The organism is Cytobacillus spartinae, from assembly GCF_042865285.1.
GTDB classification, from domain to species: domain Bacteria; phylum Bacillota; class Bacilli; order Bacillales; family Cytobacillaceae; genus Robertmurraya_A; species Robertmurraya_A spartinae.
On record NZ_JBIACK010000004.1, the window covers coordinates 247,388 to 270,667 of the forward strand.

At 43.3% G+C, this 23,280-nt stretch carries 27 protein-coding genes and 1 pseudogene; 5 read left to right on the forward strand and 23 right to left on the reverse strand.

Features of this window, described 5'->3' with window-relative positions; genetic code table 11:
* Positions 1-89: 89 nt before the first annotated feature.
* On the forward strand, positions 90-830 hold the full coding sequence (locus ACFYKX_RS11680; RefSeq protein WP_389360578.1) for a glucosaminidase domain-containing protein: 741 nt from the start codon (positions 90-92) through the stop codon (positions 828-830).
* Between the two features lie 135 nt (positions 831-965).
* On the opposite strand, the gene ACFYKX_RS11685 is transcribed toward ACFYKX_RS11680, so the two are convergent.
* Positions 966-1,502, reverse strand: a complete 537-nt coding sequence (locus ACFYKX_RS11685) for a protease complex subunit PrcB family protein (RefSeq protein WP_389360580.1) — start codon at positions 1,500-1,502, stop codon at positions 966-968.
* Positions 1,503-2,015: 513 nt separating this feature from the next.
* Positions 2,016-2,105 (reverse strand): annotated as a pseudogene (locus ACFYKX_RS11690) (JAB domain-containing protein); the annotation flags it as partial.
* 136 nt (positions 2,106-2,241) lie between these two features.
* Between ACFYKX_RS11690 and ACFYKX_RS11695 the strand changes: the two are divergent.
* The 4 genes from ACFYKX_RS11695 to ACFYKX_RS11710 all read left to right on the forward strand — a co-directional run bounded on the left by ACFYKX_RS11695 (position 2,242) and on the right by ACFYKX_RS11710 (position 5,150).
* The gene (locus tag ACFYKX_RS11695) at positions 2,242-2,532 is read left to right on the forward strand and encodes a hypothetical protein (RefSeq protein WP_389360582.1); all 291 of its coding nucleotides are present in this window, start codon (positions 2,242-2,244) and stop codon (positions 2,530-2,532) included.
* Positions 2,533-2,739: 207 nt separating this feature from the next.
* Entirely contained in the window at positions 2,740-2,886 is a 147-nt protein-coding gene (locus tag ACFYKX_RS11700) for a hypothetical protein (protein ID WP_389360584.1), read from the forward strand.
* A 117-nt stretch (positions 2,887-3,003) separates the two neighbouring features.
* Positions 3,004-4,068 (forward strand): helix-turn-helix domain-containing protein, encoded by a 1,065-nt coding sequence (locus ACFYKX_RS11705; RefSeq protein ID WP_389360586.1) that lies wholly within the window; start codon positions 3,004-3,006, stop codon positions 4,066-4,068.
* 188 nt (positions 4,069-4,256) lie between these two features.
* On the forward strand, positions 4,257-5,150 hold the full coding sequence (locus ACFYKX_RS11710) for a tyrosine-type recombinase/integrase (protein WP_389360588.1): 894 nt from the start codon (positions 4,257-4,259) through the stop codon (positions 5,148-5,150).
* Positions 5,151-5,349: 199 nt separating this feature from the next.
* On the opposite strand, the gene ACFYKX_RS11715 is transcribed toward ACFYKX_RS11710, so the two are convergent.
* From ACFYKX_RS11715 to ACFYKX_RS11815, 21 genes are all read right to left on the reverse strand, one after another.
* Positions 5,350-5,547 (reverse strand): hypothetical protein, encoded by a 198-nt coding sequence (locus ACFYKX_RS11715; RefSeq protein ID WP_389360590.1) that lies wholly within the window; start codon positions 5,545-5,547, stop codon positions 5,350-5,352.
* 28 nt (positions 5,548-5,575) lie between these two features.
* Positions 5,576-5,842 (reverse strand): hypothetical protein, encoded by a 267-nt coding sequence (locus tag ACFYKX_RS11720; RefSeq protein ID WP_389360592.1) that lies wholly within the window; start codon positions 5,840-5,842, stop codon positions 5,576-5,578.
* A gap of 14 nt (positions 5,843-5,856) precedes the next feature.
* On the reverse strand, positions 5,857-6,123 hold the full coding sequence (locus tag ACFYKX_RS11725) for a hypothetical protein (RefSeq protein ID WP_389360594.1): 267 nt from the start codon (positions 6,121-6,123) through the stop codon (positions 5,857-5,859).
* 415 nt (positions 6,124-6,538) lie between these two features.
* On the reverse strand, positions 6,539-7,279 hold the full coding sequence (locus ACFYKX_RS11730; protein ID WP_389360596.1) for a PP2C family protein-serine/threonine phosphatase: 741 nt from the start codon (positions 7,277-7,279) through the stop codon (positions 6,539-6,541).
* A gap of 59 nt (positions 7,280-7,338) precedes the next feature.
* A complete protein-coding gene (locus tag ACFYKX_RS11735) occupies positions 7,339-7,704 on the reverse strand; it encodes a hypothetical protein (RefSeq protein ID WP_389360598.1) in 366 nt (121 codons plus the stop codon).
* Between the two features lie 170 nt (positions 7,705-7,874).
* Positions 7,875-8,471 carry a dTMP kinase gene (gene tmk / locus ACFYKX_RS11740; RefSeq protein WP_389360600.1) on the reverse strand — a complete coding sequence of 199 codons (597 nt, stop codon included), beginning with the start codon at positions 8,469-8,471 and terminating at the stop codon, positions 7,875-7,877.
* Complete coding sequence (locus tag ACFYKX_RS11745; RefSeq protein WP_389360602.1) at positions 8,471-8,809, reverse strand: hypothetical protein; 339 nt, start codon at positions 8,807-8,809, stop codon at positions 8,471-8,473. Before ACFYKX_RS11745 ends, tmk begins: the two co-directional genes overlap by 1 nt.
* A complete protein-coding gene (locus ACFYKX_RS11750; protein WP_389360604.1) occupies positions 8,806-9,411 on the reverse strand; it encodes a DUF4046 domain-containing protein in 606 nt (201 codons plus the stop codon). Before ACFYKX_RS11750 ends, ACFYKX_RS11745 begins: the two co-directional genes overlap by 4 nt.
* A gap of 83 nt (positions 9,412-9,494) precedes the next feature.
* Positions 9,495-9,839 carry a hypothetical protein gene (locus ACFYKX_RS11755; protein ID WP_389360606.1) on the reverse strand — a complete coding sequence of 115 codons (345 nt, stop codon included), beginning with the start codon at positions 9,837-9,839 and terminating at the stop codon, positions 9,495-9,497.
* An 81-nt stretch (positions 9,840-9,920) separates the two neighbouring features.
* On the reverse strand, positions 9,921-10,214 hold the full coding sequence (locus ACFYKX_RS11760; RefSeq protein ID WP_389360608.1) for a topoisomerase C-terminal repeat-containing protein: 294 nt from the start codon (positions 10,212-10,214) through the stop codon (positions 9,921-9,923).
* Between the two features lie 435 nt (positions 10,215-10,649).
* On the reverse strand, positions 10,650-12,833 hold the full coding sequence (locus tag ACFYKX_RS11765; protein ID WP_389360610.1) for a type IA DNA topoisomerase: 2,184 nt from the start codon (positions 12,831-12,833) through the stop codon (positions 10,650-10,652).
* Between the two features lie 119 nt (positions 12,834-12,952).
* Positions 12,953-13,648, reverse strand: coding sequence for a hypothetical protein (locus ACFYKX_RS11770; protein ID WP_389360612.1), 696 nt, complete (start codon positions 13,646-13,648; stop codon positions 12,953-12,955).
* Between the two features lie 165 nt (positions 13,649-13,813).
* Positions 13,814-14,476: a JAB domain-containing protein gene (locus ACFYKX_RS11775; protein WP_389360614.1), complete on the reverse strand. Its 663-nt coding sequence runs from the start codon at positions 14,474-14,476 to the stop codon at positions 13,814-13,816.
* Positions 14,477-14,636: 160 nt separating this feature from the next.
* Entirely contained in the window at positions 14,637-17,177 is a 2,541-nt protein-coding gene (locus ACFYKX_RS11780; RefSeq protein WP_389360616.1) for a cobaltochelatase CobT-related protein, read from the reverse strand.
* 49 nt (positions 17,178-17,226) lie between these two features.
* A complete protein-coding gene (locus tag ACFYKX_RS11785; protein ID WP_389360618.1) occupies positions 17,227-18,747 on the reverse strand; it encodes an AAA family ATPase in 1,521 nt (506 codons plus the stop codon).
* Between the two features lie 173 nt (positions 18,748-18,920).
* Positions 18,921-19,523, reverse strand: coding sequence for an exodeoxyribonuclease X C-terminal domain-containing protein (locus ACFYKX_RS11790; protein WP_389360620.1), 603 nt, complete (start codon positions 19,521-19,523; stop codon positions 18,921-18,923).
* A gap of 155 nt (positions 19,524-19,678) precedes the next feature.
* Entirely contained in the window at positions 19,679-20,059 is a 381-nt protein-coding gene (locus ACFYKX_RS11795) for a hypothetical protein (RefSeq protein WP_389360622.1), read from the reverse strand.
* Between the two features lie 310 nt (positions 20,060-20,369).
* Positions 20,370-21,353 carry a toprim domain-containing protein gene (locus ACFYKX_RS11800; RefSeq protein ID WP_389360624.1) on the reverse strand — a complete coding sequence of 328 codons (984 nt, stop codon included), beginning with the start codon at positions 21,351-21,353 and terminating at the stop codon, positions 20,370-20,372.
* Positions 21,354-21,417: 64 nt separating this feature from the next.
* The gene (locus ACFYKX_RS11805) at positions 21,418-21,681 is read right to left on the reverse strand and encodes a DUF370 domain-containing protein (RefSeq protein ID WP_389360626.1); all 264 of its coding nucleotides are present in this window, start codon (positions 21,679-21,681) and stop codon (positions 21,418-21,420) included.
* 94 nt (positions 21,682-21,775) lie between these two features.
* Positions 21,776-22,681 carry a hypothetical protein gene (locus tag ACFYKX_RS11810; RefSeq protein ID WP_389360628.1) on the reverse strand — a complete coding sequence of 302 codons (906 nt, stop codon included), beginning with the start codon at positions 22,679-22,681 and terminating at the stop codon, positions 21,776-21,778.
* Positions 22,682-22,808: 127 nt separating this feature from the next.
* Positions 22,809-23,276 (reverse strand): TadE/TadG family type IV pilus assembly protein, encoded by a 468-nt coding sequence (locus tag ACFYKX_RS11815; protein WP_389360630.1) that lies wholly within the window; start codon positions 23,274-23,276, stop codon positions 22,809-22,811.
* Positions 23,277-23,280: the final 4 nt, after the last annotated feature.

Genomic DNA, 23,280 nt, shown 5'->3' on the forward strand with positions numbered 1-23,280 from the left:
GGTATAAATAGGGCATATCGTGTTGTAATGTGGTAAAATGGGTACAAGCCGGTCCTTCCGGCTTCAAAACCATTTAAAGGAGTGTTGGGATGAAGAAATCGTGGAAATCCCTTGCCTTCAGCGCTCTAGCGTTGTCGTTTGCTTTTGTTACTACTTCGAACGTTCTTGCCTCAGATATGACCTCGACGTCTAACCCTCTCGAAATCGAGTTTCTTCCTGAAATCGGATTTGAATGGAAGAACTTAACACCGTCACAGACTCCCATTTTCCTACCGAGCTCCAGAGTCAATGCCTATGAGTCTCTCATGAAATACAAGTTGTCACTGACTGGTGACACGAAAACCGATGTTCATAAGGCGTACAATGTTCAAAACATGTCGGTCATTACCGCAGAAGACCTTGAACAGTTGTTTGACGGGAAACTAAAAGGGAAAGGGCTTAAAACCATTGAAGTAGGTCAAAAATACAAAATAGACCCAGCCTTTTTAGCCGCCATCATGATGCATGAAAGTGCCAACGGAACCAGTGATGCCATCCATCGTCTGAACAATGTCGGAGGAATCATGTACTACGAGGGAGGTCTTCGTAAGTTTAAAAGCGTGGATGAATCCATTGAGGAACTTGGAGCTCTACTGGATCGATTGTACTTGCCGAATGGGAAAAACACACCGGAAACCATTCAAAAATGGTACTGTCCGGTGGGGGCTTCGAATGACCCAACCGGCCTTAATGTGCATTGGCTAAAAGCCGTGACGTACTACTGGAAAGAAATTCGTTCCTATGCTGTACTAAATGAAACGGACCTTCCTGTCGTAGCTCAAAAAGATTAACCGAGTATGTCATATCCAAGTCTATGAACCTCTAACACTCTGAATTTCTAGGGAAATTCAAGAAAATCTTAGCGGTTTAGGAGAAGAAGAGCCTGATAAAAGCAAGAAAAAAGGACCTCTTTTGGAGGTCCTTTTTTAGTATGGAGTAATCACGGGTGTAGGCTTTTGAAAACCAGGTTTCTTGATGGGTTTAACGGGTTGGGGTTTGGGAATGGTTGGTTTCGGGATATGGATTCCATGAGAAGGAACAATGGTTCCTTTCACCGCTAGGCTTGTGGCTGGAATGCTCACGACCACATAGGGTGTCGTAAGAACTTGCATCACCATGTCATCCTTTTTCGGGCTCGTATGTTTGGCTTGCGCCATGATCACGGCAGGGGAAACCGAATAGATTCGTTCGATGGCGATACTGTGACCACCAGACGTTTGCTCCCCTAATGAAGCCAAGATGTACGTCTTATCTCCAACGGTTTGAGAGAAAATGCCACGTTTCTCTGCCTTTGGTAGCAAACCTTGTTTGATTTCATCTGGCAAGGCTTCCTCCGTTTCCATTAGATAGGGAATGGATTGGAATTTCGATTTCGAGATGGATTTTCCCATCGGGGAGCCGGGAAGTTGAGAAGCGGATGCCGCACTTCCAAATGCGAGCAAGAGAATCAAACTCGCTAGCAACCAAGTGAATCCTTTTTTCATTCAAACACCTCCTACAAAAATGGACACATCGCTTAGATATGTCATAACCAAGTACAAGGGGTGTAATAGGGTTTTATAGCATGTTAAAGTCAGGTTTAGACCAGTTGGAAGGAAAAGACGATGGAAGTGATTCAGTGACAGAAGTAAGAGGATGGAGCGAAAGGAAAATACATAGAGAAAAAACGCACAGATGATGTTGAAGAATTTCTTTTCTGTCTCAAAAATACGGGTATACCCAAGAAACTGAGATAGTGAGAATAGGAGAATCAAGTGATTTCTAATGGCACTTCTCCATTGTACCACAAAATTGCGATGTATACGAGTATTATTTATGAACAACGGAATGTTTAGTCGGGTTTGAATTTCACAAAATAACAATTTTGTGAAGTTGACAGATTCATAGAGAGAAAATGGGCTGTATAACCTCCACTACCTTGGTTGGTTCTTATTTTCCTGCTGAAAATAAGATTGGTAGTTGAAAGGCGTGAAACTTTAGATGTATCCTTTCTCCTTCAAACTCACAAACTTCGTTTGGGTTCCAATGATGATGTGATCCAAAACAGGAATGCCTAGTAGACTGCCTAGTAGTTTAGAGGAACGAAAGTTTTCCATTCCTCTAGTAGACGAACAAAGGAATCTCATAGTATGATAGAGTAACAACCATATTATGGTAGATATGATCCTGAAATCTTCGATTTCGGATTGGAGGAATTTGCACATGTCTATGATTAAAACCCGAGTATCATTCGAGCAGCTCCCTTCTATTCTTCAAGAGGTGGTAAACGAAGAGGTTATCCATCACGCTGGGGTGGTTCGAGAAGCCTTGTTTACAGAAGAAAACGGTCATATTGTGAAAACCTACTCTGTATTTGTGGAGCTAGAACGAGCGTGGAGCATCCATTCTCTACATGTAAGCCCTTATAACGAGCATCAAGAACTTAAAAAAGAAGATGTACAAAGCGTAACGATTCACAAAGAACACATCGAAATCATCAAATCTCTTAGGTAGAACAAGGGTAGTTGGTTTATGAAAAATCTGTGAACATGTCGAAAAATGTCTTGATATTCATGATTTGTTTTGATATTCTACATATACGTTCTGTTATTGCTGAAGTTCTGAATACATAGAATTCAGATAGATGTCTCCTGTTTATGAAGAGTTGTATCTGTATACTCAGACACCTCTCTTTTTAAAAAGAACAGGAGTGAATGACACATGAAAAAACGTAGCATCTTTTCCATTCTATCGGTAGGAGTCTTGGCAGCATGTATCGGGTTCGGTACCTTTGCCCCGAATGAGGCAGAAGCATCTCCCCCACCATGGCCAACCTTCTCATCCACCAACTCTGAAATCGTAGAGTAAGTTCTCGAATTTCAGGTAGGAGACATCACTCAGCAGCCATCCAGAAAAACAATCAAGAGTAACACACGGCGATGGAGAGTGGAAACACTCTCTTTTGTTGTGACAGGAGGTCCTTTTATGCCAAACTTTCAGCAACAGATTGGCCTAATGGTGAAAGAAAAACGAAAAGAAAAGAAAATGACGCAAGCCGATCTTGCACGAGCGGTTGGGGTCACTCAATCGACCATCTCACAAATGGAGAAAAATATACTCACACCAACCATGACAGTGCTGGTAAAGGTGTCTCACGCACTTGGAACCACTCCCTCCTTCTTCCTGACACTTCATGAAGATACAACCGTCTATTACCCGAAAAAATTTGAAGGATTCCTAGAAGAGGTAGAGAGTTATTACAATCGTTATGAGTACGAAAAAATGGGTACACTCATCCAACAAGCAGAAGAGGAAAAATGTTGTATAGATGATCCACACCAGCTCCCGTGGGTACTCATGTGGAAGGCAAAATACCTTCTTCAAACCTATCAATTGGATAAGGCACTCTTCCTGTGCTTTCAGATTTTAGATGAGATGCATATATATCTCTCTAATAAACTAAAGGGAGAGATTCATCGTGTGTTGGGTGATATTTATTACGCTCAATCGGTCGTATTAGAACCGATTCACATGGAAGTCGAGCCACATACCGAATCTTACCGGAATTGCGAAGAAGCCTTGTTTCATTATCGCAAAGGTTATTCCTACCTTCATTTTGAAAACAAAACAAGTGATTCGTATAAAAAAATCTTGTATGGCATCGGTGCTTCTCTTCAGCGTATGGGAGAAGATGAAGGAGCACAAGAATACTACGAGAAGTGTATCCGACGAGGTGCCCAGGATATGAAGAATTACAAAAGTTACGAGGGAAGTATTCACTTAGCGAATGCTCACGTATGGCTTGGGAGAAAGGATTATGGAAAAGCCCTTTTTTTGACGCAAAAAGCCTTAATGGTCTACGAAGAAATTGACGATTTTCGCAACCAAATGACGTGTCACCTCATGTATGCAGAAATCTATGAAGACATGAAGAACATAGAACAGGCTCAACAATCGTATCAGTCTTGCTATGACGTCTACCTAGCTCATCCGGAGCAAAGTCGACTAGACTTTATTCAAACATTAAAAGAAAAGGGATTTGCTTGTTAACCATCGATTTTAAACGATCAAACATCCCTCTTTTTGGAGTGCCGCACCCCTTTGAGGGTGTTTTTTTGTTTGGAATACTTGGTGAATTCTAGTAAGATTAAGATACTAATTCTGAATCGTAGAATGAAGATGAATAGACTTGTATAAAGAAAGGAGTGTCTTCTTTGACTCCAGAAAAAGCCTTGAACGTGTTCTCAACCTGGATGAAAAATCGAGAGTTATCATCTGGAACCCAACAAGAATATCTCTACAATGTTCGTCGTTTTCTTGTCTTTTTAAAGGAGATGTCTTTTGGGGAAGCCACCAAACTAGAGGTCATGGAGTTTCTAACTGAAGAACGAGAAAAGCATCAAAACACAGCCTCCACGAGAAATCGAAAACTGATGGCCATTCGAGCCTTTTACCGCGCGTTGAATGATTTGAACGTCTATACAGGAAACCCAGCCAAAGAAGTGGATGCTGCGAAGACGGTGAAAGAGAAACTGCCGACGTATTTGGACCGTAAGGCATGGCTCGCCTTTTTAGAATCCGTGCCGAATAGCCCCTTTGAAATTCGAGACAAAGGAATGTTTCGGTTGATGGTGGAAGCAGGGCTGCGGGTGTCAGAGGTACAAAAGATGAACACGACCCATCTTGACCGGGAAAACAGTGGAATTCATGTCACGGGAAAAGGCAATAAACAACGGTTTATTCCCATCTCCCCTTCTCTCATGTCGTTTCTACAGCTCGTGATCGACCAACGGATCCCGCCAAAACCAAGTGACCCGTATGCTTTATTTGTGTCTCGAAACGGAACCCGTATTACCAGAAGGCGGATACAACAAATCGCAGAGGGCATTTTTGAGAAACTCCCTGCGATGGAAGGATTGGAGCACTTAGAAGGTCTGGGATTATCGTGTCACAAACTTCGTCATACCTTTGGAACGAACCTTATGCGAAGTGGCGCAGACCTACGTACCGCTCAAGAACTCATGGGACATGAATCTCCTGCCACGACGCAGATTTATACCCACGTAAACAATGAACAAAAGCGAAATGCGATTGATCAACTGCATTCTTTCTTAAATTCCTCTGATGACTAAAGGGATTCGGATGAAAGCAAACAAAAAGCACCGGTCTTTCCAAAATTCTTGGAGAAACGGGTGCTTTTTTATGGATTCTGTCTTGTATGAGGGTGTAGGATATGGTACCCTCCCTTCTTACTACATTTGCTTTAGGCGGATGATTTTTTATCCTTGGATATGACATACTTGGGTAATGGTTTACGGTTCCACAGGAATGTTATAGAGGTTGATAGATTTTCGGAATCGATGGAAACATCTTCTCTATTTTCTTAGCGGTCGCTGCATGAAGGGTGACATAGAGATAGCCATTCCAGTAGCCCACGACGGCCAGCAACTCCTCTTGTTGTTTTAGGTTGTAAAGGGTCTCCCCGAAATGTCCCGTATGACGTTTTTTCGTCATTTTGACGCCTCTCATTCCAATCCCTCCTCTCTTCATTCCATCATTACTTTCGCTTCACCTCGTTGATGAGTTCTTTCAACAGTTGAATACGGGCTTCTTTCCTTGCTGCATCTCTTGTATACGCCCCATCATCCCCTGAGTAGAAATACTCTCGGTGGTCAATCGGGGTACGCTCTTCTCTTTTTAGTACATCCTCTAGTACCGATAGAGGCAACGACGATTGAGATTTCTTTTTTAACTTCTTACGTAACCTTTTCACCTGATTGGATTTTTTCGTGTGATCCTGTTTGATTTTTTCGAAGTGTAGCATAGAAACCCCCTCCTTTATTTGTCTCGGATTCTTAATTCTTTACTAGAATTAAGATTGATTGCTTCTCGTAGGTCCCAGATGTCTTTGCACGAAACCCTAGTCGAGTAATCTTCCCGGTCCGCTTTTGAGCCTCCGTGAAAGTTTTTATCTACAAAATTCTGTACGGTTGCTCGTAACTTCTCGTATTCACGGATGAGTACCATGGCTTCTTCTCCGTTTGCAACGTTTTGTTCACATATGTCGTTTCTCATTCCTTCAATCATTCTCTCTATAGGGGTCATGTCATGTTCCTCCTTTTGATTCTTAATTAGGGTAAAACAATAAAAACCCCGACTTCTTGGCGTACAGTCGGGGGGGCATAAACCAAGACACATCCGTTTTGGGTCTTGGTGGCTCGTCCCTCACAAGGGGAGGTGGGGAAAAGCCTTGAGGAAGTTAGATGACTCAAGTGATCACCACTTTAGTTCGGTTTTGAATCCTACTCTCACAGGGGGTTGCGAGATTCATAGATTCAGAGGAGAAAAGTTGTTCTTTAGGGGGATGAACAACTCTTATACTCTTATTTTATACCGATATTCATTGTTTATCAAGTAGTTCAACCCTTTAAAGGGTAAAGTCCTTCTCTTGTTCACAAAGTTGTCACACTTGTCTGAATATCCCCAGAAACCTAGGAAATCTAGCATTCTCAGAAAAAGACTAGAAGTTCACATAGGACAACACGGCTGATAGATTGTCGTATCCTCCACGTTCATTCGCTCCGTTGATCAAGTGCTCAGAAGCCGTTTTGCAGTTTCCACCTTGAGCAATGAGTCGAGCCATTTCATTCTCATTGAGGTGTTCTGTAATTCCATCTGATACAAGTACCAGTAAATCCTCTTGTTGAACAGACCCCGAGCGAATATCCGGAGTGACAGCGGAAAACACGCCTACAGCATTGGTCACGGTAAAACGTTCTGGATGATGTTTGATTTCATCTTTGTTGATTTTTCGGTCTTTAAAGAGCTGTTGGGCGACCGTTTGATCTTCAGTCATGCCAATGAGTTGTCCTTCTCGCATGAGGAATAGTTTGGTGTTCCCCACATGAGCAAACGTTATTCGTTTCCCTGCGGTGAGTGCTACCATCGTTAACGACGTACACAATCCCTGGTAACGACCTCCCCCTCCTTTTCTGGCTCCTTCAATGACTCGATGAGCCACGTAAAAGGCTTCTCGAAGCAACGGTTCAAGGGGCATATGAGGTTGAAAACGAGCCTCTAAGAAGGTTTTCATTTCATAGATAGCTAGGGTTGAGGCAGCGAGCCCTCCTAAGTGACTTCCTTGTCCATCGGCCACCATTAAAAACAAGGTGTCGTGTAATTCAAAGGCTTCAATCGCATCTTCGTTATAGTCTTGTTTATCTCCTTTATGCGTGAGCGCATAGAAATCAAAACGACTCATATTCCATCCTCCTTTAGGAAAATAGGCGAAAATCGCCATAAAGGAGTCTATCGAGACTCCTAAAGAAGATGAAACGTGTCTGGGAAAATCCCAGCCGCCAAGACAAACAGCAGAACCAGAGCAAGACGAATGACAAATGCCATGACTAACCAAAGAAAGGTCCAGCCCATTACTCTTCGGTATCGAACCTCCCCTGTCGTCGCCCGGTCATAGTACCAAACCGCAATCCCAAATAGAATTGAAAATACTCCTACGATGGGTTTCCATACCAAGAGAGCCGCAAGGAGCCATTTCCATTTAGAGGTATAGAGGTAGAACCCGTTGTCTAAGAAAGGGTCAATGCCCTTTTCCCCTTGTTGAATCGCCTCTTTTACCGCCTCTTTAACTTTTTCCTCCACATCCTTTTCTTTTTTGTTCTCACTCATCTTTCTTCCTCCTTTGATTCTCAATTCCTTACCATCTTTTTTCCCGTGGGAAAATAAGAATCAGGAATTAAGATTGCAGGGATCATTCTTTTGTAGAGGATAGTAGAGTCTTTTTTTCCTCTACGAAAAAAAAGATTGGGTAGGTCAAAAGAATATAACGCACTCCTTTCTTAAAGGAGAGGAGTCACGTATTCGAGAATTTCTTCAAACACTTCATGTTCGGTTTTGCCTGATACTTCTAGGAGAACCGCTTTTTCGGCTTCCTGTGCATACCGTTTCACTTGATTGGTCATGGCGTCTCGGTGTTCGTCTGAGAACCGATCGTAATGGGTTTTTTCGTCTTCTCTTCTCTTTCCCACTCTTCCTGTAAAGAGAAGTTCAAGAGCTGGTGCGGGCGTGTGATGTTTAAGTCCATGGTGGAAAAACCAAAGCAGTTCTTCTGAAATTCCTTGTAATCCTTGAAACAAAAACGTCGTTTCAAAGAACCGGTCGCATACCACCCATGTTCCGCTTTGGATGGCTGGTCGAATGACTTTTTCTAAATGCTCTTCTCGTGCAGCGAGGTAAAGCAGCCATTGAGTTTTCGGTGAGTAGGATTCTTTCATGAGAAGAGAACGTAACTCACACCCAAGGGGGGTTCCTCCTGGCTCAAACGTGTGAATCACGCTCTTTCCTTGTTTTTCTAGCCACTTTGTAAGATGGTTGGTTTGGGTAGTTTTACCTGTTTGATCTAACCCTCCGCAGATGAGGAATTTCCCTGCCTTCATTACTCACACCCCTCTTCGATTAAGAGAGAGAGTTCATCCACATTCCCTTTGATTTCCCTACTCATGTCTTGGAACCGTTTCGCAAGACTTCTCACATTCTCATCTTCCGCCCGAGATTCTAGCACAAGCGTTACGAGTTCCTCCATCATTTCTTGTTGGAGGCGAATCATTTGAAGGGTTTCATACATGATGACTTCTTCGGCAAACTCAAACTCAATGACCTCGACTCTTTCTTCCTCTTCCTGATCCTTTTGTTGTCTCCACTCGTTTAATGAGACGATTCTTAATTCCTTACAGGAATTAACATTAATCGTGCGTTTTTTCTGGGACTTCTTCAAGAGGAGAAATCCTTGTAGGAAAGTTCCGGATAGGTTTTCGTCAGAAGATCAAACAGAGAATCGAAGAAGAGGTTTAAGAGAATGCGAAGTTTGTATTGAGCGAGGATGTCAGGAGTAAGCGTTTTGGCGGCTTTTTGAGGGGTGAGTTGAAGAATGTGTTCCACGAGATGCTGTACACAAATATGTGCTCTCAGCTCCCCGATATTTCCATGGAAGTAATTCGGAGGAAACCGTTTACGAGTGCCATCTAACACTTCTTGATAGACACTTTTCACGCGAGATTCTAACGATTCTTCAGGAAGGTGAGGATACGCTAGTCGAACGAGCCACTGAATGCTACGTTCTTCGTTTTTTTCAGGAAAATCTTCTACGTATTTTAGAAGAATCTGTAATTGGTGCTGTTCGAGGATGTTTATGGTGAGGGTTTCATAGGCTTCTTCTGGAGTCAGGTGAAGAATATGCTCCACCAAGTAGTGCATGAGTTCTTGGATTCGTCGTTTGCGAACGGGTTTTGTAAAAAACAGTGGGGAGAAGTGCTGAATCTCTCCTCGTAGGATCCGTTCGTAGGTTAAAACGCTCTCCGTTCGGTCGAGAGTTTGCAACCAAGTCAACCTCCTTTTTCTAAATGGTATATTTCTATCTCTATTATACTGGATTGTTGTCCAAAAAGCGTCCTGTAGAACGGTTAAATTGGCAAATCTGGGAACGAAAAACTTGGCATCATCGCTTGAAATTCTGATACATGTACCGCGACCATCAATACGCCTACCACCAGAAAGATCATGAATACAGGCGGTTGTTCTTCAGACGTGTAAAAGGAAATCGCTGTCCCTACTAAAAAGCCGAGGACAAAGAACACTGGCGTAAACGAAGCATCTAAGAACGAGTTCGCAATCGACGTAACCACCCCACCTACACCTGTCGCAGCAATTCCGATTAAGACGTACTGAAAGGAGCGAAACATGAGAAGGGCGACAACCAAAAACAAGACTTCTTTGGGGATGAATGAGGTTGCAGCAAGTACGTTCATCGTTTCATTCCTCCTTTCACAATTTCTGAACCCCGTTTAGGCATTCAGATAAGAGGGTTCCCCCTCTCCAATCCCAGAACATCAATCAAACGCCAGTTGTAACTTGTACTCTTCATCCAACACCAAAAAGGCGTCAAAATCTTTGTCGGTCTTGGTAGAGTGAAGCGTCACTTTCTTCGAGGTTTTGCCATTTGTGAAGAGCTGTTTCGCTTCCACTTTCGAGATGGCTTTTTTGCCGAGTTTTTCAAACTGGTTCTTCCAGATCGTGACGGTACACCCGCCGTCTTCTGCTTTCCAATTTCCACACCCGAAGTTTTTTTCGTTTTCAAAGATGTTGCCCCCGCATTTCGGGCATTTGCACAAAATATCTGCCAATGGTATTCCTCCTTATACAAATAGAACCGATTCTGAGTCTTTTTATCTTTTTTCCTTCCAGGAAAAAAGAATCTTCCCTGCAATCTTTTTTCTTTAAAGGAAAAAAGAATAGGGAAAAAAGATTTTTTGAACCGATTCCATAAAAATTTTGATAAGGAGAGGCAAATCTGTACGGCCCATCGTCTCATTGTAGGGTTTGGCCACGTTTGCCTCTATAATTTGAATTCTATAAAGAATTCGGAATCAATCCGAACATTAATAAGAACGTTCGGGATAATAGAGAAGGAAAAATCCTTCTCTTATTTTCCAACAGCGACAATATACACATTGATGCCTTCAATCAAAAGATAGAACAGAAACACACAAAGGAGAATAGCTACCAGCAATGCCTTCCACTGAATCTTTTCTTTTGGAGGTTTTGACATCGTCATTGCCTTAAAAGACCAGTTCGACTTTGTTGTTTTTGTATTCAAGGAAGGCTTCAAACTCTTTTCCTGTTTTCGGTGATTTCAGTTTGACTTTCCTTGATGTTTTACCTTTTGTAAAGAGCGTTTTGGCTTCTGTAGCAGTGATTTTCTTCTTGCCGAGTTTTTCTAAACTGTTTTTCCAAATGGTGTTCTTACAGCCGTTTTTGTAGTTGTTGCAACCGTAAGCCTTTTGGTTCTCGACAATATCGCCCCCACACGAGCATTTCGCAATGGCGCCTGTAGTGGATACACCTTTCTTCGGTATGACAGGTGCAGAAAGTTTTTGAGCATTGGACCCAAAAACACTTGCGACCATGCCTTCTACTTCCGTTTTGAGTTCACTCATGAACTGAGCCCGAGTAAGTTTTCCTTGCTCCACATCGGCTAGTTTTTGTTCCCAGCGAGCGGTCATCTCAGGGCTTGCGAGAGTTTCAACCGGCAAGACTTCTAGCAAACTCATTCCTTTTTCTTGCGTCGGAACCAAGGCTTTTTTGTCTCGCTTGACATACCCACGCTTGATGAGTTCTTCAATGATCGAAGCACGTGTCGCTTCGGTGCCGATTCCCATGCCTTTTAAGGTCGCTTTCAACTCATCTTCTTCGACGAATTGACCCGCATTGGCCATGATTTTTGGCATCTCATGTTCTTGAATACGACTTGGTGGAGTGGTTTTCTTCTTCTCCACTTTCGCTTCTTTCGTTTGAACCGCATCTTTTTCTTTGACAAGCGGAAGCACGTTGCTATTTGGAATCCCTTCTACTTCCCTCCAGCCTGCTTGTTTCAAGGCTTTTCCGGAAGACTTGAAGGCTTCTCCTTCTACGGTGGTCGTGAGTTTCGTAGAATCCCACACACACGGCGGATAGAAGGCTGCCACGAATCGCTTCACGATTAAAGTGTACACATTCTTCTCTTCTTGAGAAAGTTTCGATAGATTCGGTTTCTTTTGAGTCGGGATGATCGCTTCGTGGTCACTGGTTTTGCTGTCATTGACCATGTATTTTGCAATTCCCCACTTATTTTGAATGGCTTTATCGGCAATGGAAGAAAACTCACCCGAAATGGCTTCCAGTCTTGCTTTCGTCGTCGCACCTGTGCCACTTGCTAGATAGCGAGAACTCGAACGAGGGTACGTAATGAGTTTGTGTCCATCGTACAACTTCTGAGCAAGTTCAAGCGTTTTGTTCGGATTATATCCAAAGGCTTTACCAGCCGCTCCCTGTAACTCTGTTAAGTTGAACAGAAGAGGCGGGTTTTCCTTTTCTTCTTTCACGATGCATTCCGTGATGACCCCAGGCTTGCCCTTTACTTTTGCAAGGATCGCTTTGGCGTCACTTTCTTTTGAGAATCGATCTTCTTTGCCTTTTGCCCACTGCCCTTCGTAGTCCCCGTTCGGGTGAGCAAATACGGCTTTTAAGTTCCAGTAGTCTTCCGGCACAAAGTTCTGAATCTCTTGTTCTCGTTTGACAAGGATGGCTAAAGTAGGTGTTTGAACCCTTCCAATAGAAAGAACATTCTTGAACCCACCAAACTTTAACGTCATCGCACGGGTTAAGTTCATCCCCACAATGTAATCACTTTCGGCGCGACACACGGCGGCATCGGCAAGTCCATCATAGAGTTTCCCGTCTTTACGTGACGTGTACGCATCCAGAATTCCTTTTTCCGTCATGTCTTTTAACCACATGCGGGTAAACGGCTTTTTGCATTTCGCCATCTTGTAAATGGTACGGAAGATATGCTCTCCTTCACGCCCGGCATCAGTGGAGCAGATGAGTTCTTTGGTCGTCGGGTCGTTAAAGAGTTTCTTGATGGTATCAAATTGGGATTTCTGTAGTTTATACATCGTGCCACCCGACATTTTGAGTGGAATGGTGTCAAAAAAGAACGGCAATGTATCGGCTTTCCAGTTCTTTAAGTTCGGGTCGACTTCATGCGGTTCTTTTAACGTGAACAAGTGACCAAACGCATAGGTCACGATATGGTTCTTTCCTTGTAAGTAGCCTTGTCTTCTCGCTTCTTTAATGAAACGATCGTATTTTGGATTCGACAAGTGCTTCGTTTCTAGGATTTCTCCGTTTGATAGAGAAACTTCTTTCAAAGCCGCTGCCACGGATACCGCTTGATCTGGTTTTTCACAAAGAATCACTTTCATATGAGAGTTTCCTCCTCTTTCTGATAGATATAGTATACCACAGTTATCGTAATATTGTAAGAATATCGGAATGTTATTTGTAGAAAAAGGACCACTTTCAGCAGAAAGTGGCAGGATGGTTATTTCGTTTGGTCAAACCCATCTGGAAAAGAAGGAAATGGTATGCCGAAAAACGTAAATCCTGGTGTTGGTGCTGGAATTACTTCAGGAGACGTAGACCCCTCTTCTGGAGCAGAAGGTTCAGTGACGTTGCTCCAAAAATCTCCTAGACTGATAGAAGTAAAAGTATTCTTTAGAGAGGTCATGGCTTCTTGGAAAATTGGGGTTTTAAATTGCTCTGGCATGTTTTGTTCGGCAAGAGTCAACATTTTTTCTTGCAGTTCAGAGTTCTTGAAAAAGTCTTGAACCGTCATACCTTCTGGAAGAACGACGCTAGTTCCTTTTTCAAGAGCGACTTGGTCGTTTCCACTCATCAAATCATCCCATAGAGCCCAGTGACTATCTTGAGGAGCGTTCCAATTTGCCCACTCTGCACTTCCCCATTGCTTTTGCATTTCTTCAAAACCGGGAACTGTGGAATCCTTGAAGGCATCTACATCAATCTGACTTTGATCAAATCCTCCTTTGAAGGATTCAAAGTCAATGCCTGCCTCTTCAATTTGTTGCTGCAGTTCTGGAGAGAATTCACCTTTCATGTCTCCAAATTTTTTCTCCCATTCTTCGGGGGTAATGGCAGAGGTTTTGTTCCCTTCTGCAAACACAAAATTCGGAATGGCTAGAAGTAGAACGAGTGCCATCATTCCTATTTTTTTCATATGATTTTCCTCCTTTGATTTAAAAAATGGGAGGTGAGAACCACCTCCTATCTGAAATCTTACAGAATTCAGATTATCTGAAATTCCTAACGAAAATTCAGACTATCTGAGAGTCTAAAAAAGAATTTCAGAACTTCCGAAAACCGGAAATAACAGAAAACGGTCTTAAAAATGACCGTTTCGAGCCATGCTGTAATACCCGCTTCGTGAGACAATGATGTGATTTTTAAACCACATGCCGTTGGCACGAGCAAATTCAAGTACGGCTTCTGTTGCTTCGATGTCGGAGTCGCTTGGGAAGGCGTTCTTCGTTGGATGGTTGTGAACGAGGAGAAAGTATTTCCCGTTCATTTGCTGGTACAAGGATTTCATACTCGGAAATGGAGGAAGGTAACAATAGTCACGCGTTCCAATTCCAATGAGATGATCCGTGTAGTTTCCTTCAGCATCCACGATGAACATCATGAGATGCTCCCGTTTTTGCCGAACGATTTTTTCGACTTCCGGTAATCTCGCCCAATCTTTGGCTTGACCCGGTGCCTTTTTCTTGCCATGAAGTCCAGCTCCATCACTCAACTCATAGAGGAGTAAAAGGCTTTGTGACAAGACAATGGCTTGTTCATAGTTGATTTCGTAGTCCCTTGCCAACTCTTGAATGCTTTTATTCTTAATGTCTGCCCAAAGTGTCACATCAGTCGGAAACCCCTTTAACGGAGATCCCACCATGAGACGAAGTCGGTCAGTGTACGTTAAGGCTTCTGGAAGTGGAGCATCAAGGCTTGGGGAAGGAGACGAGGTGTAAAAAAAGTCTTTAATCTTTTCTAACATGTAAATTCCCCCTTTAATCTCAATACAGTGTCCTGAGACATCGTCGTAAAAAAAGCCCCAAAAAAAGGCTGTGAAGTTACTCTTAGTATGTCATGAATAACGGTATTTTTCAAGAATAGATTGTTTATTACCAGAAAAAAAGAACCAAAGCCAGAAGGCTTTAGTTCTTAAACAAGCGTTTTTCTAAGATTTTGACCAATTTTTTCGGTAGGCCTTCTAAGTTGTTTACGGAGATGAAATTCTTGTAGATCGACGCAATCGCATCTTGTCCATCTCCAATCGCAATCCCGACAGTCGTAATGCCGTATTTCTTTTGAAGGTCTTCGACAACCGCTGCCGCATCTAGTTGTGCTCTAGTCTCCATGAAGTACCCGCTTCCATCATTGTGGAATGGGTCACCGTCACTGATGACGAGAAGCAGTTTGTCTTTTTGCGGTTGTTGAGCCAAATACTCACCCGCATATTTCAAACTCATACCTTCCCGTGTGTTGTGACGAGGATAGATTTTGCACACGTTTTGCTTTTGCTCAGCAATCGGTTTCTCAAAACGAATGTAGTGGTTAATTCGCGTTTGAGGGCGACCATTCACCGCATCATGACCGGTAACCGCAAAAGGAATCTTTAGACTCTGGCACACTTCCGCCATCATGATACAAGCACGAATCGCATGCATGTAGCGACCGTAATCTCTCATGGAGCCACTTTCATCGACTAACACTTCAATCACAAGGTCGGCTTCATCTGACTTGTCGATTTGTTGATAGTAGATTTTTTGGTCTTTGCGGTACAGTTGGTTTTGAGCGATTTTCCCAGATGTTAAGCCGTAATGCTTTTGGTCTAAGTTGTACTTGATCGCATTCTTCAAGTTTTTGGTAAGGTTGCGAGTCACTGGTTTGATGGGTTCAAAGAGCTCTTTGTAACGACTCTTTAACTCATCTTGAGAAAAAATCGGTGAAGCCGTAGGTGAATCCACATTCATGGAACAATGCTTGTGGTTATCGGAATACTTAACGGTTTTTAAGTATTCTTTGATTTTATTCGCACGTTGCTCGGCTTTTTTCGCAGCCTCTTCTTCTTTTTCCACGTCACTCATGATTTCTTCCATCTCCTCAGAGATTTCGTTCATGAGATTCTCCATTTCTTCTTGGAGTTGACGCTCCATTTCTTCAATTTCTTCATCAGAAAGTTCAGGAGAAGAAGAAGGGTCATCCGACTCGCCTTCAGGACGTTTGCCGTTGCTATCATCAGATGATGTGTTTTGGTTGCTTTTCGAAACAGCATCGTTTTGGCTGCCAGACTCACTTGCAGACTCATCATCCTCTGAATCTGAATCTCCAGAAGAACTTCCTTCTGAATCATCATCAGACTCTTCAGATTCTTCATCAGAATCATCGCCAGTACCAGAACCGTTTTCAGATTCCTCTTCATCCGAAGATTCGTCTGAAGAACCATTTCCACTTCCTTCACTCTCTTCATCAGAAGAAGCGTCAGAGCTGGAAGATTCGCCATCTCCGTTCTCACTTCCTTCTCCTTCTTCGTCTCCTTCTTGTTCAGAAGCATCAGAAGAAGAGCCTTCACTAGAAGAAGATTCGCTGTCAGAAGATTCCTGAGCGTCTGATTCTTGTGTGTCGGAGGAAGATGAAGATTCTTGTGAAGATTTATCATCGGATTCGGAAGGGTCTTGAGATGGATCTTGATTTTGAGGATCTTGCTGTTTGTTTTGATTTGGCATTTTCACCGGTTTACGGAACTCTGTTGGGTCCACAGGCATTGGTCTTGCTTGACCTAATGCGTTTGGATCCATAGAACCTTTCATGCTTTCAAATAGGTCAAACATCAGGTTTCCTAAACGGATTTCCTCTTCAATGAATGGTTCACACAATGCATACAACTCTTCTGCACAAACTAAGCGGTCTTTGGTTGTACGAGCGCGTCTGCCTTTTTCCATGATCGGAATGCCTTTTTCAATGATTGAAGCAATTTCAGGATTTTGAGCATTTCCTTTCACGTACCCTACACAACCATGCATGTTCATCGCGACTTGAAACACTTTGATGGCGTTGTTCTTTGCCTCAAATTCTTCAAGCATTGGGTATTGATTCATAGCCGTTTCATTTAAGAAACGAATGTAAGGAGCAGCACCCGGAAACTCGGTGCAAAGGGCTAACTCAATCGCCGCATCCTCCACAATGTTCAGGAAGGATTTTTTCTGTGTGATACGGAAACGGTCTTCAGCACTCAGGCGTGGCCACTCATTCTGCCATTTCTTAAGCGGAGAAAAATCGGTGTACAGGATATGAGCCGCTTCGTGATAGATTTGACCACGAACGCCCATGATTTTTTGAACGAGTGGAAACCCGGCTAAAAATTGGCTACGAGGATCTGCCCAAACCGTTTTTCCATCGGTACACACTTTTCCAATTTCCTTCAAGATGAGTTTATTCGAGTAATCGCCTGTTGTCGCACGAAGGAAACGCTCCGAGCGAGCACGGAAAGCACCAGACAAAAGAATACGGTAATCTTTTTGATTATCGACTTTCTTTTGAGGCTTCGCTATGGTAGCATACAGCACCTCTACTGCTTTGTAGAAAGATTCCAACCCTTCAATCTGAGCCTTCATGAGGTATTCTGATTGAGTAGGTGTAAGAGTTTGTCCCAATAGGAATTCCGCTTTTTGATTGATATTGATATTGATATTCATATTTAATTCCCCCAATTATGATTAAAGTTAGAAAAAGAGGGGCAAGACATTAAGCCTTAACCCCTTGGAATTTCGCGAGGATGATGTCCTCTAAGATTTCTTTTTGCACATCTTCATCCTCGTAGCAACAAGCGACGACAACAGTAGACCTCGCTGCTTCGACGATGTTCAATGTGTTCTTGATGGTTTTACCCCAAGCAACCAAGTTACGAATAGAGATGATGGCTTCATCAATTTCGTCATTCTTGATTTTTGCTTTGATGGCTTGGTATGCCTCAATCATCTTGTCGATGACTTTCGCATTGGAGTACCCAGAATCTTCGACGATGACTTTCTTCATCTCAGCAGGGTCCATATCTTGGAACATTACCACTTGGTCAAAACGGTTGATGAACGCTTTGTTTAAGCGCTGTGTACCGTTGTAACCAGGGTTCATGGCACCAAAGAATCGGAAATTCGGGTGACGTTCGATGACTTCCCCGTTATCCAACACGATTTGACCGACTCCATCTAGTACGTTGTTGAATACCCCCATGACAGCAGGCTTCGCAAAGTTGATTTCATCTGCCAAATAGAACCCACCATTTCGGAAGGCTTTTAAGAATTCTCCATCAATCCAGTTAAACTTGCCTGGAACGGCTGGATCTGGAACAAAACGACCAACAATCGTCGACTCTTCTGCGTTCAAACTATAGTTTTGAATGTACACTGGAGCATTAAGCAACAGGGCTAATTGGCGAGCTAGTGTTGTTTTCCCTGTACCCGCACCCCCTAAGAACATGAGGTTTTGAGCATCTCCATTGCCAATCATTTTCGCCATCCAATCGTACTTAGATTGCATTGGTTTGCCTTGCAATTTTTCTAAGTTCTTTTGGATATTCGCCTCTTCTGCATCCGTGAAGTCACGGTTCCAGTCAAGAGGTTGAAACGAAGGAGAAGCAGAAGAAGGAGAAGAAGTTGGTGCAGCCGATGAAGAAGGTCCAAAAGATGTTGGAACGGTGAAGTTCCCGTCTTTTCCAATCAAAAACGTCAAGTCCTCAACGACTTTACGATCCGGATTGTCTTCATAGGCTTCGACTTCATTGCCGTGGTAGTGGTCTTTACTATCGAAGTAAAGAGCATCTGCAGCAACAAAGAAGTGTTGCTCATCATTCACGGTGCGACTAAAATCAATCGCATTAAAATTCTGAGCAAATTCCCCATTTGGCTCCACTTGGAGTCTCATGAGGCCAATCATTTCGAACAGATGGTAGCAAAAGCCCATCGTCGAACGGCAGTTGTGGTAGAACGTTTTATTGCTTTCATTGTACTCAATCACGGAAACAAGACCAGATGAGTCGGAAAGTTCCGCTAAAAAGCGTTTCTCTCCATTCACGTCAGAGATTCCAAAAGCCGATACATTTTGTTTGATGCAAGCCATCCCTTTCGCAATAGAAAAAGATAGAGCCGTCATGCCTGCGGTGTTACGAGAGGATTTGTATGGTTTTCTTTGACCACCACGAAACACGGTACCTGGAATATCTCCTTGTGAACCTCTGAAAGCCTTTGTTACGTCTAATTGATACGTCATTCTAATTCCCCCTATATCATCGTAATAAGCCCCTCAACTCGTCGAATTCATCCAAATCGTCGCTCTATTCAAAGCGTAAGGAAAAACCAAACGCATTGAGGGCGAAAAAAAGCGGAGTGAAATCCGCTATAAAGAAGAAAGGATTGGGGGAAACCCTTTCCTCTCGTTTTTGGTTAAGCCGCTAATACTTGTTTCGCTGCTTCCACCAGTTGCTTGTCTTTCGGGTTACGCGGAGTGTAACTTGACGTAAACCATTGCAAGTACTGGATGTCAGCATCCTTAATCTGCTCTAACGTTTTCCCTTTGTGTTTGCCAAAAGGAAACGGAATTTGAGCCGGATCTTGGTTGCTTTGAGCAGCAGAAGCGTTTTGACCAGAGGTTTCAGAAATCTCAGCCTCCGAATACACCACACCTTCCAATCCAAGTAGAGCAATCAACAACCGGTCTTCTGCACGTTTGTTGCTCATGATGAACGGGTAGTTACTTGCTAGTCCATCTAGGGAGTAAGGACCCGCTTCTCCAACCGCCGTGACGACATTTCCATTTTCGTCTTTTCCGTATGCACGGTGAGACACGTATGGAACGCCTTCAGTCGTCATGAGCGTGGCTTCTAACTTCACATCCTCGACACGAACACTAAACTTTTCAGCGAGTTTCTTAAGCGGAGCATGTTTAATGACGGGGGTGTCTTCTTCGGTGAAGTAGTGGTCTTCTTTAGGGATTTTGACGGCTTTTCCTTTAATCTTTAGGTTTAGTTCTTGAGTCGCTTCCTTCATATTCAATCTCCTCCAATTATCGTGATATAGAATCGCCAGAAGGCGTTGAAACCGAAAGTGAGTCGATTTTTCTCCGAAATTCGGAGGTCGACTATAAGGGGGGAGAGGGTACAAAAAATATGTACCTCGACCAGAGTATCGAGCGAAAATTAAACTTAGAACAAAACGGTAATGATGACTCCAATAGCCGCGATCGTAAGAGCAAGATCTCGAATCCGACCGGTATTGAGTGCTTTTGAAGGTTGAGGTTGACTCATGGTTTGAGCCACCTTATGACGAAGAAGCATATCCACAGGATCGCCACTAGCGTCAGAAGAACCTTGTTGCGTGAAAAGTTTAAGCAACAGCTCATCCTTCTTCAAATCTCCAGCGATTTTAGAGATCGTGCCTTGATTCTTTACTTCACGTATTTTCAGCACCACACTTGATACTGAAACCACAAGGAAGCAAATGAAAATGAAAGCCATGACAATCATGATTGCCGGAATGATGATGAATGAAGGATGTGGAGCATTTGAAAACAATTGGTTAAGCATTTGTTTTTCCCCTTTCGTAATAACGAATATTAGTTTTAATGTTTAACTCTCCCCATAACATCCGAGGGTTCGGATTCGGTGGGTGAAAAAGGAGAGAGACGAAGGGTTTATTCTAGTCTTAAATCCTTACAATCTTTTTCCTTTAAGGAAGAAAGAATCAGGAATTAAGATAGGTGTATTCACATGCTAACCCCACTCGTGGTGAGAGAGTGGTTTAATTTCATTCATATATTCATATTATATACCCTTATTATTTCATTATCAAGATGTATTATTCATACAAAAAGACTCCTTTCGCTAAGAGAGGAGTCTAGGGTAGAGGATATTGGCGAAGGTAGTGCATGGCAGGGATCTTGGTCGCAAGGAGTCGGTGGTATTCTTCCATCGAAACGTCACCTGGGTCTTTTCCATCTGGAAACACCATGACATATAGGAGAGGAAGGTGTTTTTCGGTGAGGAGTTTAATCGCTCGGTGGGTGGCTTTTTTTCCGGCTTCATCGCCGTCAAATGCAATCACGATAGGTTTTGGATGCTGCCGAAGAAGTTCGGCTTGTTCTATGGATAGATCCGCTCCAAGGGTGGCAATCGCCTCTACTCCATGGGTGTAGGCACTCGCTACATCGGTCACCCCTTCATGAAGAATCCAACAAGGAGACGTTTTTGCGAGATGCATTCCGTACAACACATGGCTCTTCAGGAACGGCTCAGGAGAGTACAGATAGCGAATGGTCTCTTCGTTCACCTCTCCCTCCCATCTTCCGCTATTGCCAATCCATCTTCCTTCTAAATCGTAAATCGGAAACACAGAGCGGTTCCAATACCGCCCTCGTATACCTTTTTTGACGGAAAAGCGCGTGAGGACCTTTTGTGAAAAGCGAAAATGTTCCGTTAAAGGAATGAGACCATGGGTTTCAGAGGAAGGAAGCGTGGGAAGGGTTTGCACGAGGGTTTTTTCTTCCACTTGAACGCATTTGTTCTCCACGACAAAGGGAATGAACATCTTCTTCTTTCCGACTTTAATGCCTTTCCATTTCGCAAGTTCTCGAATGGCACCCTCTTTGGAGATACCTTTTAGTTTGGCATAGAACCAAATGACATTACCAATTCCTTTGCAGCGAGAATGACAAGTAAAGTATCCAGTTCGAATCTTATACTGTAAGTTTCGATGTTCACCGTTATGGAGAGGACATGGTCCACGGTATTCACTTCTCCCCCGCTTCATATCAAGCCCCATCCAATCAAAAAACTCCTCGATGTCAATCGCTTCTAATAACTCTTCTTCCACGCTTTTCACACCTTTCACCTCCTGCACACAAATTAGATAAGAAAGGATTCTCAGGGGGTTTCCCCTTGAGAACCTATTCGGCTTCTTCTGCGTCATTTGCCTCTTTTCCTTGCATACGTGCATACAAGGTTTCCGATTGAATGGCAGACAAAATGATGTGGTCAGATTCAGACACCACTACACTTCGGGTACGTCTTCCACAAGTGGCATCTAACAAGATTCCCGCATCACGAGATTCTTGAATGAGGCGTTTAATGGGAGCGGAATCCGGGTTCAAAATCGAAATGATTTTGGACACTTGTACCAGATTCCCAAATCCAACGTTTACAAAGATCATAGGGATCCTCCTATCAGTAAAAAGGATTCCCCTCTCTTCCTCCAGTCTATGGTCCCATTTTCAGGATGAGAGAGGGAGGGTGGAACTAAAAGGATTACTCGAGTTCCATCTGGAACGTCCACGTTCCGTTTTTCAGATTCGTCACGTTTTCAATCAAGAAGAAGGCTGGTTCTTGGTCTTTCTTGATTTTGAACACAAGTGTTGCCTGGTCTTTCGTTCCTGGAGCAAGCCCAAACCCTAACAATGTTTTCGGGATTTCTCCTTTTCCGAGCTCCGGCATGATGGTGTCGCCATCTTTGGTCACCAGTTTCATCGTGTGGCTCATGATGGTCACCGTATCAAGCGAGTTATTCTCTACTTCATAGGTCACATACGTACCGTCTACTCGCACATCCAAGTCAAGAACCGTGGCTTTTACATCGTACAGCTCATCTTGCGGCACGACATTATGAAGAGCAAGGTCTTCTTGAATGTTTTCTAAGATTTCCTTGTTAGTTTTTGGTTCTTTGGCTTTTTCCTCGACACTCCACTGGCCAAAAAAGGCACCCATGAAGAACACGAGAAGTCCGACTAAGAACGCTAGGAGAAAGGAAGTTTTCTTGGAAGCCGGGCGGTAGGATGGAGAGGCTTGGGAACGGGTGGTTCCTTCTGCTTTTTTAGAAGTAGCGGTTTTGGTAGAAGGTGATTTCTTTTTGGTTGCTGGTTGTTCTTTTGCGGGTTTCTCTTCTACTTCTTCTCCCTCCTCCTCTTCCTCTTCCTCCTCCTCTTCCTCTTCGAACGCCTCTACTTCTTCATGTTTTTCCTTGCTTTTTTCTAAGAAGGTATCGGCTTCTTGGTAGAGTTCCTCTCGCTGTTCCTCTTCCGAAGGATAGGTTTCCACCTCTTCTTCGTCTTCCTTGAGATCGGATTCATCGACAGAGCCTTCTTGCTCCAAATCCTGTTCCTCTTGAAGGATGGATTCGTCAACCGCCTTGTCTTTGCGTACTCGACGCTTTCGCATGTCACATTCACTCCTCTCAACCACCTAATCCGTGAACCCACGTTTAGGTAAAAATTCCCTCTAAAGCCGAAAATGAGATGTAGGCTTACGAGGATAAACATAAGAAAAAGGGAAGAAAGACTCTTCCCTAGACTGGGTAACATTGAGACCACGAAGTACGGGTCGTTTCCCAAAAATCGAGTCCCCACAGTTTTCCAAACATCATGGGAATGCTAATGCGTACTTTTAAACTCACTTTCCCATCCGCATAGAGGGAATCTCCAATACCATCGTTAATGAGTTGTTCTTGAATGGTAATGCCATCGGCTGCCATGGGAGCCATGTTGTCATTAAAGAAGGTATTTAACGCATTCGGAGCATCAGGAGTTGGGAGTACACAGTACGGAGGATTTAATCCATCATTGATGGTCACCCCGGTATTTGCCGCGGCTAAGGTCGAAGCATCCATCACGTTTTGAAGTTCTTGTTGGGCTAAGAACAATCGACCAAAATCAAGGATGAGCCCTGCCATGAAAATGAACACAGGGATGAGAACGGCCCACATCGCTAAACTCATTCCTTTTTCACTTTTCCCAAGAAAGAGCAAACGTTTCATTGGT

Coding starts and splice junctions, on each gene's coding strand:
- ACFYKX_RS11695 (WP_389360582.1), top strand. CDS start 2,242: ATGTCTATGATTAAAACCCGAGTATCATTCGAGCAGCTCCCTTCTATT.
- ACFYKX_RS11725 (WP_389360594.1), bottom strand. CDS start 6,123: ATGACCCCTATAGAGAGAATGATTGAAGGAATGAGAAACGACATATGT.
- ACFYKX_RS11785 (WP_389360618.1), bottom strand. CDS start 18,747: ATGACGTATCAATTAGACGTAACAAAGGCTTTCAGAGGTTCACAAGGA.
- ACFYKX_RS11770 (WP_389360612.1), bottom strand. CDS start 13,648: ATGAAAAAAATAGGAATGATGGCACTCGTTCTACTTCTAGCCATTCCG.
- ACFYKX_RS11805 (WP_389360626.1), bottom strand. CDS start 21,681: ATGATCTTTGTAAACGTTGGATTTGGGAATCTGGTACAAGTGTCCAAA.
- ACFYKX_RS11705 (WP_389360586.1), top strand. CDS start 3,004: ATGCCAAACTTTCAGCAACAGATTGGCCTAATGGTGAAAGAAAAACGA.
- ACFYKX_RS11755 (WP_389360606.1), bottom strand. CDS start 9,839: ATGAACGTACTTGCTGCAACCTCATTCATCCCCAAAGAAGTCTTGTTT.
- ACFYKX_RS11730 (WP_389360596.1), bottom strand. CDS start 7,279: ATGAGTCGTTTTGATTTCTATGCGCTCACGCATAAAGGAGATAAACAA.
- ACFYKX_RS11795 (WP_389360622.1), bottom strand. CDS start 20,059: ATGCTTAACCAATTGTTTTCAAATGCTCCACATCCTTCATTCATCATC.
- ACFYKX_RS11680 (WP_389360578.1), top strand. CDS start 90: ATGAAGAAATCGTGGAAATCCCTTGCCTTCAGCGCTCTAGCGTTGTCG.
- ACFYKX_RS11790 (WP_389360620.1), bottom strand. CDS start 19,523: ATGAAGGAAGCGACTCAAGAACTAAACCTAAAGATTAAAGGAAAAGCC.
- ACFYKX_RS11775 (WP_389360614.1), bottom strand. CDS start 14,476: ATGTTAGAAAAGATTAAAGACTTTTTTTACACCTCGTCTCCTTCCCCA.
- ACFYKX_RS11765 (WP_389360610.1), bottom strand. CDS start 12,833: ATGAAAGTGATTCTTTGTGAAAAACCAGATCAAGCGGTATCCGTGGCA.
- ACFYKX_RS11715 (WP_389360590.1), bottom strand. CDS start 5,547: ATGAGAGGCGTCAAAATGACGAAAAAACGTCATACGGGACATTTCGGG.
- ACFYKX_RS11700 (WP_389360584.1), top strand. CDS start 2,740: ATGAAAAAACGTAGCATCTTTTCCATTCTATCGGTAGGAGTCTTGGCA.
- ACFYKX_RS11735 (WP_389360598.1), bottom strand. CDS start 7,704: ATGAGTGAGAACAAAAAAGAAAAGGATGTGGAGGAAAAAGTTAAAGAG.
- ACFYKX_RS11815 (WP_389360630.1), bottom strand. CDS start 23,276: ATGAAACGTTTGCTCTTTCTTGGGAAAAGTGAAAAAGGAATGAGTTTA.
- ACFYKX_RS11810 (WP_389360628.1), bottom strand. CDS start 22,681: ATGCGAAAGCGTCGAGTACGCAAAGACAAGGCGGTTGACGAATCCATC.
- tmk (WP_389360600.1), bottom strand. CDS start 8,471: ATGAAGGCAGGGAAATTCCTCATCTGCGGAGGGTTAGATCAAACAGGT.
- ACFYKX_RS11780 (WP_389360616.1), bottom strand. CDS start 17,177: ATGAATATCAATATCAATATCAATCAAAAAGCGGAATTCCTATTGGGA.
- ACFYKX_RS11720 (WP_389360592.1), bottom strand. CDS start 5,842: ATGCTACACTTCGAAAAAATCAAACAGGATCACACGAAAAAATCCAAT.